Here is a 12,722-nt window from a genome sequence, read left to right on the forward strand (position 1 = left end):
TTTATGCGATCGCTTTGGTGTTACTGAATGATCTAGTTAGTATTTTTGTATTGTATTTGAGGGAAAACTCAGAAAAATTGCTAGAATATTAGCCTGATTAATTAATTTTCCCCTCGATCGAGTATGACTTTCTCCTCAGCCGCAGACTTTCAAGATGAATTTGATGTCATCGTCGTCGGGGCGGGCCATTCCGGCTGTGAAGCGGCCCTAGCTTGCGCCCGTCTCGGTTGTCGTACCCTTCTCCTCACCCTTAATCTCGATAAAATCGCTTGGCAACCCTGTAACCCCGCCGTCGGTGGTCCGGCTAAATCCCAATTAACCCACGAAGTGGACGCTTTAGGCGGCGAAATTGGCAAAATGGCCGACCGCACCTATCTGCAAAAACGGGTTCTTAATGCCTCTCGCGGACCGGCAGTCTGGGCCCTACGCGCCCAAACCGATAAACGGGAATACGCGGCAGTGATGAAAGGTATCGTCGAAACCCAAGCAAATCTCGTTATTCGGGAAGGTATGGCCACAGACCTGATTTTAGGGGCAAATGAGCAAGTTTTAGGGGTAGAAACCTATTTCGGCACTTGTTTCGCCGCTAAAGCCGTCATTTTAACCACTGGCACTTTTTTAGGCGGCAAAATCTGGATTGGCGGCAAATCCATGGCAGCTGGACGGGCGGGCGAATTTGCGGCGGTGGGTTTAACAGAAACCCTAAATCGTCTCGGATTCGAGACTGGTCGCCTAAAAACTGGCACTCCTGCCCGTGTGGATAAGCGTTCAGTGGATTACTCCCGCATGGAACCGCAACCGCCCGATGACGAGGTACGTTGGTTTAGTTTTGATCCGGAGGTGTGGATCGAACGAGAACAAATGAACTGTCATCTCACCCGCACCACGGCGGCCACTCATCAATTAATCAGAGATAATTTACATTTATCCCCCATTTATGGCGGTTTTATTGACTCCAAAGGGCCGCGTTATTGTCCTAGTATTGAGGATAAAATCGTCCGTTTTGCCGATAAAGAAAGTCATCAAATTTTTATTGAACCGGAAGGGCGCGATATTCCCGAACTTTATATCCAAGGCTTTTCAACGGGACTGCCGGAAAATGTTCAATTAGCAATGCTGCGGACTTTACCCGGTTTAGAAAACTGTGTGATGTTGCGGGCTGCCTATGCAGTGGAATACGATTATTTACCGGCAACTCAGTGTTATCCAACCCTGATGACGAAGAAGATTGAGGGGTTATTTTGTGCGGGACAAATTAACGGCACAACCGGTTATGAAGAAGCGGCAGCCCAGGGACTGGTGGCGGGGATTAATGCGGCCCGGTTTGCTTTAGGAAAAGAGTTAATTGTTTTTCCCCGGGAGGAAAGTTATCTAGGAACTTTGGTCGATGATTTGTGTACTAAGGATCTGCGGGAACCCTACCGAATGTTAACCAGTCGTTCTGAATATCGCTTAGTATTGCGCTCGGATAATGCCGATCAAAGATTAACACCTTTAGGGCGAGAAATTGGTTTAATTGATGACCGGCGTTGGCAATTATTCCAAACTAAACAGACTAATATTATCGCTGAAAAAGAACGCCTACACGAAACGAGAATTAAAGAACGGGATCAGGTGGCAATTGCCATCGTTAAGGATACGGAACAAAAAATTAAAGGTTCTCTCTCTTTAGCGGATTTACTGCGTCGTCCTAGCTTGCATTATCTCGATCTCGATCGCTATGGTTTGGGTAATCCCGATTTAAATTTAGCCGAAAGAGAAGGGGTAGAAATTGAGATTAAATATTCTGGTTATTTGAAGCGACAACAAAATCAAATCGACCAAATTAGTCGCCACAGTAACCGTCATTTATCCCCCGATATTGACTACATGAAAATCGAAACTTTGTCAATGGAATCCCGGGAAAAATTAACAAAAATTAAACCCGCCACCATCGGCCAAGCCTCGCGAATTGGCGGAGTCAATCCCGCCGATATTAACGCTTTATTAGTGTATTTAGAAATGCGGCAGATGTCGGGAGTTAAAAGTTAGGAAATAATTCTGATTATCAGCGATTAAAAGTTCTTATCGGCTGCCTAATTAAGTAGCTGGTTATAATTAAATTAAAAATGGATTGTAGGTTCGATCCCCCCTTAGTCCCCCCTTGATAAGGGGGGTGTCGATCCCCCCTTAGTCCCCCCTTGATAAGGGGGGTGTCTGATAATTTTTAACGCCTACCTAATTGGCATCCCCAATCAAAATAAATAGCGACCAAAAATAAGGATGGGGATACTTTTCGATCAGGCTTAATTTTGCCTCTCTCATCGATGCGCTTTTGCTCATTCCTTTCTGGAGATTTTGATAGAATTCAGCCATCATAATCGAATTAATTGCCTCATAGGATTTGTCTTCAAATTTTTGGCCATCAGGCGCGTTCCAAAGACTGGCTATTACTGATTTAGCACCGGCTCTTTCTAGGACGTAAGCAAGTCCCGATATTTCCTGTCCGTCTGCGTTGGCTTCCTTGGCGGTTTTACAAGCACTAAGAGTGATTAATTCGGTATTTTTTAAGCCTAATAATGCGGCATCGGCGATGTTATATTCCTCTTTATTGGCGAAAAGAATAGTATTAGCTTGCATCTCCAAATTAGGACAGCCAGCAAGGTCAAAACAGCCGTGAGTTCCTAAGTGGAGAATCGAGAAGCGAAAGGCTTGTTTTTTGAATATATCTAGAGTTGCGTTTGTACCGAGATATTTTTCACTTCCCGGAAAGAGTTTGCTGATAGTTTCTGCTTCTATTTCTGTGCCTTTAAGTTCTTCTTGGGTGGGTTTAGGGTTAGCAAATGCTAGGCCTTGTAAGGGTTTTCTTTCGGTCGCAGGAGGGGTAGATGTGGAGATGCGAGTTAAATAATAAATCGGATATTTTTTTAGGAAAACTTGTTTATTTTTCTCATCGTAGAGGGTTTCAAAGGGAATATAGCGCAGTTGTCCGGTGGCGATGATGGCGATATTTTTTGGGGAACTGGTGGCGATTTGTGACTCAATGGGACGGATTAAAATCTCGTACAATTTACTGCTGGTAACGCGCCAGTAGGCATTTTTATCATTGTCTAATTGGGTACGGTATTCGCTGACGAGTTTATTCAATTCATCGCGTTTTGTATCACTTTGAATAACGATTAATTTTTCTCTAGTAACGAGAAATAGAGCGACTTTATCGCGGAGGGGAACGGGTTGAATGACGAGGGTATCAGGAGCGATATTTTTCTGAAGTTGGGCGATGTCGGTGGGTTTAGTTTCAAAAAGTTCAGCAATTTCAGGATATTTTTCTCCGATAATTTCCGCATTTTTATAGACTTTTTCCTCGAATTGTCGGATCTGTTGTGCTAGTTCTTCCGAGTATTTATCCTGTAGTTGTCGGCGCATTCCTTCGAGTTGTCGATTGTCGGTGTTCCAGTTATCAAGTGCTTTTTGTGCATCGGGATCAGCAACTTTGGCATTAATCAGGCGATTGTAATCGGCGAGATCGGCAGTAGTGGCGAGGTTAAGCCATTCAAAAGCTTTTTCGGGTTGGTTTTGTTGGATTAGGACTTCGGCGAGGGTGATAACGGTTCTTTCGTTAGAGGCTAAAAACGATTTTCGATTTTGACCTGCAATATTTTCCCTCGAAATATCTCCCCGTATCTTGAGGATAATGTTGAGGGACTCTTCCAAATTCTTGATCGCTTCTGCGGGTTGATTTATCTTTTGATAAGCTAGGCCAAGATTATTTAAAGAATTAGCTTCCCCTTGTAGATCCCCGATTTTCCTCGCTATGGCTCGATTCTCTTGATGGTAATCGATCGCTTTCTGATATTGTCCGAGGGAAAGATAAGCACTTCCTAAATTGCCTAAAGAATCGGCTTCCCCTTTTAGATCGCCTATTTTCTTCGCAATGTCTAAAGTCTGTTTAAGGTAATCGATCGCTTTTTCGTACTCTCCGAGGAAGTAGTGAGCAACTCCTAAATTGTTTAAAAAAGACCCTTCCTCTTGCCGAAGGCCTATGTCCCTCGTGATGACTAAAGACTTTTCGTAGAGATCGATCGCTTTTTGATACTCTCCACGCGATTGGTAAGCGTTTCCTAAATTGCCTAAAGATCTGGCTTTACTTCCTCGATCGCCGATTTTCTCAGCGATTTCTAAAGACTTCTGGTGGTCATCGATCGCTTTTTGGTATTGTCCGAGGGATTGGTAAACGTTTCCTAAATTGCCTAAAGAATCGGCTTGCACTTTTAGATCGCCGATTTTCTCAGCGATTTCTAAAGACTGCTGGTGGTAATTGATAGCTTTTTGGTACTGTCCTAGTAAGCGGTAATCAACTCCTAAATTGTTTAAAGCCTTGGCTTCCCCAGAACGATCATCTAACTCCCTCGTGATGGCTAAAGACTGCTGGTGGTAATTGATCGCTGTTTGATACTCTCCACGCGATTGGTAAGCGTTTCCTAAATTGTTTAAAGAGGCCGCTTCCCCCTGTCGATCTTTAATCTCCCTCCTGATGTCTAAAGACTGCTGATGGTAATCGATCGCTGTTTGATACTCTCCACGCGATTGGTAAGCGTTTCCTAAATTGTTTAAAGAATTGGCTTCTCCTTGGCGATTAACTATCTCCCTGTTAATGACTAAAGACTTTTTGTGGAGATCGATCGCTTCTTGATATTGTCCGAGGGAAAGATAAGCACTTCCTAAATTGTCTAAAGAAGCGGCTTCTCCTTGGCGATTTTTGATTTCTTGATAAATTTGTAAGGCTTTTTTCCACGATTTCAAGGCTTCTCGAAACTGACTTATTTTATATTGTTGAGCGCCTTGCTCGAAAAGCTTATCCGCTTCTTTTCGCTGTTTTTCTGCTTCCATTAATACTAAAAGTTTTTCAGCACTTTTTTCTAAATCAGCATCCTTAATTTCTTTTGCGATTATTAAAGTCTGCTGAAAAAATTCTATGCTCTCCTTAAATTCTCCTAACTCATAGTAAGCCCCACCGAGATTTAAAAAGGCAAGTGCTTCTAGACGACGTTCTTTTGACTCTTGTGCTATTTTAACCGCATTTTCTAAAACAGAAATAGCTTGACGGTATTGACCGTCGTTAACATAGGCATTGCCTAAATTAACGGTAGATTTAGCTTCCCCTGAAAGGTCTTTAATTTGCCGGTAGGCTATCACCGCCTGTTGACAGGATTGAATCGCCAATTTTACTTGATTATTATCAAGATTCTGGCGACATAATTGTAAAAGCTGATCGGCTTCTGCTTTCCTCCCATCCGTATTTTGCGCTATTACCGCAGGGACGAGAGAGGAGAGTTTCCCGTTAACAACTGGTAGGGTGACGGTAGCCACTAGAGAAAGGGTAAGTAAGGCGTAAAATTTGGGATTCATAGTTATTTCCGCTATCAGTTATTAGTTAATACACCTCATCATGAGTTCCAATGTTAATCAAAACTATCCTATCTGTTTGAGTTTTTTCGTCTCGTTCTAAATAGAAAATGATGGGGCAATCATAACTACAGGAACAAGCTCTCAATTCCTGATATTCTCCCCTGACTCGATTAACATTTCTTGCTGTTCCCTGGGTAAGCGTAGGCTGCTGCCAAAGAAGCCATGTCAGGAGGCGACTTAGAATAAGCCAGAAGATTTTGCGGTCGGGAAAGTGCGCTTTCTAGCAACCCCTCATCTCGAATACCCTCTAATCCACCATGCTCGGCTATTTGGCGGTGATGAATCGCGAGAGCTACCCCATCAGCTATCCAGATTAGCTGGTTCATGAGCCTAAGTTGCCAGCTTTCTCAAAACATTCCAGTCTTCGCGCATCACTTCCTCCGCCACTTCCATTTGCTGGACAAATTCGGGGTCGTAGGGTGTAAGCTCAAAGCCATTCGGCGTTTTCAAGACGTAGAGCATATCGCCTTTACTAAGGCGCAGCTTCTCCACCAACTCTTTCGGGAAAATCACCCCCATAGAGTTCCCTACCGTTGTGACTTTTAACTTAATCATCGTTTTTTGACTGAGTAAATATATCAATTATAGCACCTCCCATATTTCCTGAATTTCTCACATCACTTAACAATTTAGTATTAACTTTCCGAACCATTGTCTAATCTCTTATTTTTCACTCTCTTCCAACGGAAAATCAATATTTTTGAATTTCTCTGTTTGACTCCTAAAATCTCAATCCCTACAATCCTATCCGTCTCATCGTAATCATAGACAATCCCCAGCGCTACTTCCTCAGAATCGATAACCTTTCCCTCAAAACGACGAATATAAGCAGCATTAGCAGCTTGATCATAGTCTATTTTCATAGTTTCCCCTTTAATCGGCGTTCAAAATGGACAGTTACCAAAAGATTATAATTACTAAGTAGGTAGGCGTTAAAAATTATCAGAAACCCCCCTTATCAAGGGGGGACTAAGGGGGGATCAAACCCCCCTTATCAAGGGGGGACTAAGGGGGGATCAAACCTAAAATCCATTTTTAATTTAATTATAACCAGCTACTTATACTGTTCACATCAAACAAAAATACCCATGAAAACTAGACAAGAATACCTCAACGCCCTAGTCAACTTTGACCAACCCCTATCAACTATCCTCCCTATCCTAAAAACCTTTCCTTGGGACAGTAGCGAAGCAATTATCACCCTAAAAAAAGAGCATCTGATCGATATTCTCGATCGCTATCTTAATAACGCTCTATCTGCCACCGACTTAGAAAACTGGGCTGATGCCATCGAATGCAGAGAAGATATCGCCTATAAAACAGATGAGGAAGATCTCATCAATGACATCATCTTTGACCTCGCTAATCCGACCTTAAACGATCCACTATCACCAAAAATAATCGAACAATACATCAGCCAACTTTCCCATTTAAAGTCTTCCTTAATTGCCTAAAAAATAGACCTCTTTTTTGTGAATTTTAATGCGGGTTTACTTGAATCTCAATTTTGTCCGAGGGGTTGAATTTAATTTCCTCAACAACGTAGGAACTGTTACGCACCACATCCTCGATCCCTCCTATTTCTAGAGAATCTAGCGAGGTTAAAGTTACTTCCGCTTTTCCTTCATTAACATCAATAATTTTGAAGTTCTGTAGGGGTTCCGTCCAGCGTTGTCTATTCTGGTTTGGATCATTTTTTTTCCCCGAACCGCGAATAACAAGCCTTCCGCTTTTGATAATTACTTTGCCTTGAAACTCTATCTGTTTGATCTCTTTCATTGCCACTTCTTTTGTTTTTGAATCTCTCCCTAAAGCGATCGTTTTTGTTGGAGAATCGAACTTGATTAATCTCCCAGATAGAGAAGTGCCATTTTTTAAAGATACTTTTGTATCATCCGGTATGAATACGGGGATTACGGGAGATCGATCGCCGGTGGCTGGTAGATGATAGCCAGCAAGAGAGGCGATAAAAACTAGGCTAGTTGCGGTTATTATTGGGTAGAGTTTTTTCATCTTTACCTTGCCTGAATGATCGGGATTTAGTTGGTTCTGTTTTCAATCTTGGATGCGGTGGGTTAGGAGTAACAGTAACTCACCCTAGGGTTTTTTCTAGAGGGGTTTTTCCATATTTTAGCGTCAGGATTGTTAAAGGGGAAGCGTTTTATCTTCTCTTTATGTTAAAACTTATGAAGGTACTCCTTTATGCGGTAAGCGATAGAAATATGACTCTACAAGAGCTAATGCGGTGGGCGGAAAAATTATCCGCGATCGAGAAACGGCAACTGATCGAAAAAATTACCGCAGAAATGGCATCGGAATCGGCAGAAGTTAATCAACCCCGTCCCTCTTTATGGGGTATATGCGCCGATTTAGGACAGGCTCCCTCGGCTGAAGATATTGATAAAACCCGACGAGAAGCGTGGGGAGATTTTACCGCAGAGGCTCTTTAAGTGTTAAAAGCAAGTTTTAAGTAGGTAGGCGTTAAAAATTATCAGACACCCCCCTTATCAAGGGGGGACTAAGGGGGGATCGGCACCCCCCTTATCAAGGGGGGACTAAGGGGGGATCGAACCTAAAATCCATTTTAAATTTAATTATAACCAGCTACTTAGATACTCATGTAGTTATCTGGTATCTTTACATCGAATTATTGCGGCAACCGCCCTATATTTAAACGTTCCCTTAATTAGCCGAGATCGAAAAATTCAATTATCAACGGTTAATACGATCTGGTAGCAACGAACTAATCAAATTCCTATTCCCCGAATATAATTGGATGCGGTGGGTTAGCGCTACTCGTAACCCAACCTGCGGTTTTTGTCAATATATTTTTACTTTCCGAAACCTTTGTTCGGGCGGTTTTGTTTGGCAATACGGAGGGCTTTTCCGGTTTTACCATCCTGTAGTGCGATCCGCATCGATCGCTTTTTCTGGTAGGATTGAATATCCGCCGCTAACGGATGATCGTTATCGATACGTAGATGGGTTAAAGAACAGATAAGACCCGTTTGTTTTCCCAATTCATTTTTTAGGAAACAAATAATTCCCCCCTCGTCTCCCGTGTAGAAAATTTTATCGATCGAAAACTGGTGATCGGGTTTGTATCGCTCGCCTTTTGTTTCAGCTATTTTTAACGTTTCGGGAGTTGCACGCACAGGGATTGGTAAACTCGCTTCCATTTTCTCAATTAAAAAACGAACTTGTCGGGGATCGTCGATGGACATGGTTATTCTCCTTGATAAAATACAAATAACTGGCGATAGAACCCGATCAATCGAGTAGAATAGCGATCGAAAACGCCAATCAGGGACATTTTGCCGTGAGCGCTCCGAATTCTCCCCCTCCCGGAACACAGATACTAGGAACCTTCGCCAGTCTTCTCGGTTTGTTGGGGATTTTTCTCTATTTTACGGGATGGATCTATCGGTGGGCCTATTTCGGCTGGTTTAGCCTTGAGATTAACCGTCTGGACTTGCCCTTGCGTTCCTTCCTTTTTGTGCCGATACAGGTCTTCTGTGGCGAATTCGGGGCTTTGCTGCGAACGTTTCTGGCGCTGGTTGCTGTTGCCTTTGCGATTCAATTTACTCTCTGGATTTTGTCTCCCCTGCCATCCTATGCAATTGTCAGTCAATCTCAACGGAAATTTCATCAAAAATTTCAGTTACTAGGTTTATTAGTCCGGGGAATTCCCGAATCTCTCCGAAAAGATTTGATCGCTGTTATTTGGCTATTAATTATCCTTTTTTGGTTAGCTCGAATTCAGGGATCGATCGATGCCCGTCGCGATGCAGTTAATGATACTTCTACCTTACCGGTTATCACTTTAGTTTTACCGGAAAAACAGATAGCGATCGGTCGAAATCCAGAGGATGTTTTTACCGATCCTTCTCTCAAAGGTTATCGAATTATTGGTGATACTAAATTACTCGAAGAGCTGCGGGGAAAAGAAACGAATGATAGTAAAGTTAATCCCCCGCGAGTCTGGCGGTTATTAATCCAAAATAACAATTGGACTTATGTTTTTCGCGGGTTATCCCCTCAGTCAGCAGAAAATGAACGTCCGGCGATTCTAGCCATTCGCGAGGATAAGGAGGGACAATTGATGATTCTCGCGCCGGATGCCCCAAAATCCCGATGAGAGTCAATCGGGGAAATGATCAAATTATCCTTGAACATGGCTGTGGCTAAGTGCCATTAATCGGGCGGGGTGGCAGCATCGAAGCTTGCTGCTATAATTAATTACGGACAAAGATAATAAATAAAATTTATAGGCGACTTTTTTGATAACGTCGTTACCCCCGCTATCTAATTAGCTTTAGTTTAGGGATTTTCTGCGCCAGAGATTCACACTAAATCCGTTGAATATAGGCTACATATCAGGACAGGCAATAGGCAATAGACAAAAGGGGCAATAGATAATCAGTCTCTAATAACGAGATTTAGTATTACACCCCTTCTTGTCTCTGATCAAGAGTTGTAGCTGCTTTAGTTTAGCCTGATCGGATTAGCTTTTCCTGCGTTTTTTTTCGGCTTGAGATTTTGAGTTTTAGGGTAACTGCTTGAGTGTTTTTTGAATTACCCCTTGACAATCAAAACAGTCGCTACGAGGCGATGGGATCAAACTTAATAAACAATTAGCAAGTATAAGCATTTGATGTCCCTGTTGCTGATGCACCAGTCACCACATCAACTGCGCGAATTACAGCAGGATTAACTTGATTTGGCCAACAGTTAGCCTGGAAGAAATTAGTTTTTTCCGAAAACTGTCCCTGTGCATCTGCAAGATCTTCCGTCAGATGGAATGGATTCTTTTGATTGACTAGATTCTCAACATAGAACTTGACTCTTCCACCAGGGGTAAAACCTTTACCGCTAACCCTTATGGCTCCACCAGTTTGATTCTTTGTAGTAGAAACAACGATTGATGGACTCACTGGTTTATCCAATAATTCCCAACCCTTCCAGGGGGGTACGCCATCCCACCACTTGTGCCAAACCCCATTATCCATCCCACGGGCAAAAATATCAAGCCTGTTAGTCCCCCAAGAAACAACTGTAGGAGGTCCTTGGATTTTGCCCCCCAGTGATTGCCATCCACTCCAACTGCCAGGACTTCCATTGCCATAGTTATGATACACAGCCCCATCTTTTTGTCCGCGTATAAATACGTCTAGCCGGCCTTTGGACCATGCAACCGCAGCAGGAGGGTCAGATGTACCCGGTCTATTGGTATTAATTGGACCACCCACATCATACCAATCTAATTGTGATGGTTTCCAGGGAAATACTCCATCCCATAATTTGTGTTTAATGCTACCATCCCACGACCGGACGAAAATATCAATCCTCTCAGCCCCCCAAGAAACAACCGTTGGCGCTCCTTTTAACGGTGAGCCACCTAGTGTTTCCCATCCGCTCCAGTTGTTAGGATTGCCATTTCCATAGTTATGATACACATTCCCGTCTAAACCGAGTACGAAAACGTCTAAACGACCTTTAGACCATGTTACTGCGGCAGGAGGCTCAGATGTGTTACCCCCCAGGGGTTGCCAATCTAATTGTGAGGGTTTCCATCCCTTCCCATCCCACCACTTGTGGTAAATACCATTATCCGTGCCACGAGCAAAAATATCGATTCGATTAGTTCCCCAAGAAACAACTGTGGGAGAACCTTGAATCAGACCACCCAGTAGTTCCCATCCTGCTAAAGGTTTATCGTTGTTACTTCCATAATTGTGATACAGAGCGCCATCGACACCGCGGGCAAAAATATCAAGTCGATCGCTAGACCATGCAACTGCAACTGGGTAATCCGTAATCCCTCCCCCAAGCGGTTGCCAATCAAAGTCAGATGGTTTCCACCCGGCTTTGTTGTCGAACCACTTTCGATAAACACGACCATCGATACCACGAGCAAAACAGTTCAACCAAATAGGGTTTTTTACTATTGGTTCTTTCTGTCCAAACAAGCTTTTGTATTTTGTGGCAATTGGATAGGGAATTGTGGCAATTTTTAACATAGGATATACATGAATGAGGAAATTAAGTGTTTAATTTTAACTATTCTTGCGAACTTATTATCGACCTTACTGTTCGACGAGCATAACCGTAATCCTAGACGGATTTTTTCCAGACAACAGCCTTTTTAAGATTTTCTTAAAAATTAGAATTTATCCATCTAATCACCCTCTACCCCAGCACCGCATTCTTAGTCATTGCTGAATTAAGGTATTAAGGTATCAATGCCAACCTTGCACCCATCCAAAAGTTAGTTTGGCTCTAAGTTTTAAAAATCCCTATTCGATCGCTGTCATCCGGCTATTAATTATCCTGTTTTAGTTAGCCCAAATTCAGGAATCGATCGATGCCCGTCACGATCTTGAAAATGGCTCTACCCTTAACTGTATCTAGAGTAGAGTGATTCCGTATTTCTCTCCAGCCAGATAGTTGTACTACTAAATAGCACAAAAGTCTAGGGATTCTGTTAAGTCCCATTAATCGGGCGGCGTGGCAGCATCGAAGCTTACTGCTATAATTACTTACGGACAAAGATAATAAATAAAATTTATGGGCGACTTTTTTGATAACGTGAGCCGTTACCCCCGCTATCTGATTAGCTTTAGTTTAGGGATTTTCTTCGCCTTTTTCGGCTGGTTGGCCCCTTTATTAAAAAATCCTCTGACAGCGATCGCACTTGTCGGCTTTCTGGGGGGAACTTTCGCCTTTCTTTATTTCACCCTCAAAGCCATGCTCGGATTAGCTTGATACAATGGTAAGGGTTTCGCTGTTTTTAGGGGACAAAAATTATGGCTAACGACCGTCGAGTATCTCGCGTGTCCTCGCTAATTAAGCGCGAGGTCAGCCAAATGTTATTAATGGAAATTAAAGATGATCGCGTCGGTGCCGGTATGGTTAGCGTTACCGATGTGGATCTCTCCCACGACCTGCAACACGCTAGGATTTTTGTGTCTATCTACGGCAACAAAGATGCAAAGGCCGAAACTATGGCCGGTTTAAAAGCTGCTGCGGGATTCGTCCGGCGCGAACTCGGTCAACGCATCCGTCTGAGACGCACCCCCGAAGTGGTCTTCCTAGAAGATTCTTCCCTTGAACGCGGCGATCGAATGTTACACCTTCTCGATCATATTAAAAGCGATCGACCCCCGGAAGATGACGATTCAGAAGAAGAATAAAACTATTAGCCGTCTTTTTTCTCCCTGTCTCCTGTCTCGGAGTCTCCTGACTTGAAAGAGGGTGTGGGGTGTGGGGTGATG

12 protein-coding genes and 1 pseudogene are annotated in these 12,722 nt (G+C 43.1%); 6 read left to right on the forward strand and 7 right to left on the reverse strand.

The window, feature by feature from the left end:
- Positions 1-123 precede the first annotated feature (123 nt).
- On the forward strand, positions 124-2,031 hold the full coding sequence (mnmG, locus tag IQ234_RS05950; protein WP_193956405.1) for a tRNA uridine-5-carboxymethylaminomethyl(34) synthesis enzyme MnmG: 1,908 nt from the start codon (positions 124-126) through the stop codon (positions 2,029-2,031).
- A 186-nt stretch (positions 2,032-2,217) separates the two neighbouring features.
- Here mnmG and IQ234_RS05955 read toward each other — a convergent pair whose 3' ends face one another.
- The 4 genes and pseudogenes from IQ234_RS05955 to IQ234_RS05970 form a co-directional block, all read right to left on the reverse strand.
- On the reverse strand, positions 2,218-5,388 hold the full coding sequence (locus IQ234_RS05955) for a CHAT domain-containing protein (RefSeq protein ID WP_193956406.1): 3,171 nt from the start codon (positions 5,386-5,388) through the stop codon (positions 2,218-2,220).
- 170 nt (positions 5,389-5,558) lie between these two features.
- Positions 5,559-5,774: a type II toxin-antitoxin system death-on-curing family toxin gene (locus IQ234_RS05960; protein WP_080694128.1), complete on the reverse strand. Its 216-nt coding sequence runs from the start codon at positions 5,772-5,774 to the stop codon at positions 5,559-5,561.
- 4 nt (positions 5,775-5,778) lie between these two features.
- Positions 5,779-6,003 (reverse strand): AbrB/MazE/SpoVT family DNA-binding domain-containing protein, encoded by a 225-nt coding sequence (locus IQ234_RS05965; RefSeq protein ID WP_228008390.1) that lies wholly within the window; start codon positions 6,001-6,003, stop codon positions 5,779-5,781.
- Positions 6,004-6,111: 108 nt separating this feature from the next.
- Positions 6,112-6,311 (reverse strand): annotated as a pseudogene (locus tag IQ234_RS05970) (DUF2283 domain-containing protein).
- Positions 6,312-6,536: 225 nt separating this feature from the next.
- Between IQ234_RS05970 and IQ234_RS05975 the strand changes: the two are divergent.
- On the forward strand, positions 6,537-6,902 hold the full coding sequence (locus IQ234_RS05975) for a hypothetical protein (RefSeq protein ID WP_193956407.1): 366 nt from the start codon (positions 6,537-6,539) through the stop codon (positions 6,900-6,902).
- Positions 6,903-6,927: 25 nt separating this feature from the next.
- On the opposite strand, the gene IQ234_RS05980 is transcribed toward IQ234_RS05975, so the two are convergent.
- Positions 6,928-7,461: a hypothetical protein gene (locus IQ234_RS05980; RefSeq protein WP_193956408.1), complete on the reverse strand. Its 534-nt coding sequence runs from the start codon at positions 7,459-7,461 to the stop codon at positions 6,928-6,930.
- 173 nt (positions 7,462-7,634) lie between these two features.
- On the opposite strand from IQ234_RS05980, the gene IQ234_RS05985 reads away from it, so the two are divergent.
- Entirely contained in the window at positions 7,635-7,898 is a 264-nt protein-coding gene (locus tag IQ234_RS05985; protein ID WP_193956409.1) for a hypothetical protein, read from the forward strand.
- Between the two features lie 381 nt (positions 7,899-8,279).
- Here IQ234_RS05985 and IQ234_RS05990 read toward each other — a convergent pair whose 3' ends face one another.
- Entirely contained in the window at positions 8,280-8,672 is a 393-nt protein-coding gene (locus IQ234_RS05990) for a hypothetical protein (protein WP_061430930.1), read from the reverse strand.
- 95 nt (positions 8,673-8,767) lie between these two features.
- On the opposite strand from IQ234_RS05990, the gene IQ234_RS05995 reads away from it, so the two are divergent.
- Positions 8,768-9,586, forward strand: a complete 819-nt coding sequence (locus IQ234_RS05995) for a hypothetical protein (protein ID WP_416209671.1) — start codon at positions 8,768-8,770, stop codon at positions 9,584-9,586.
- A gap of 496 nt (positions 9,587-10,082) precedes the next feature.
- Here IQ234_RS05995 and IQ234_RS06005 read toward each other — a convergent pair whose 3' ends face one another.
- Positions 10,083-11,468, reverse strand: a complete 1,386-nt coding sequence (locus IQ234_RS06005; protein ID WP_193956410.1) for a carbohydrate-binding protein — start codon at positions 11,466-11,468, stop codon at positions 10,083-10,085.
- Between the two features lie 547 nt (positions 11,469-12,015).
- Here IQ234_RS06005 and IQ234_RS06010 point away from each other — a divergent pair.
- Positions 12,016-12,213, forward strand: coding sequence for a DUF751 family protein (locus tag IQ234_RS06010; RefSeq protein ID WP_002737592.1), 198 nt, complete (start codon positions 12,016-12,018; stop codon positions 12,211-12,213).
- Positions 12,214-12,254: 41 nt separating this feature from the next.
- A complete protein-coding gene (gene rbfA, locus IQ234_RS06015; RefSeq protein WP_193956411.1) occupies positions 12,255-12,641 on the forward strand; it encodes a 30S ribosome-binding factor RbfA in 387 nt (128 codons plus the stop codon).
- Positions 12,642-12,722: the final 81 nt, after the last annotated feature.

This window comes from Microcystis aeruginosa LEGE 91341 (assembly GCF_015206885.1).
Lineage (GTDB): Bacteria > Cyanobacteriota > Cyanobacteriia > Cyanobacteriales > Microcystaceae > Microcystis > Microcystis aeruginosa_H.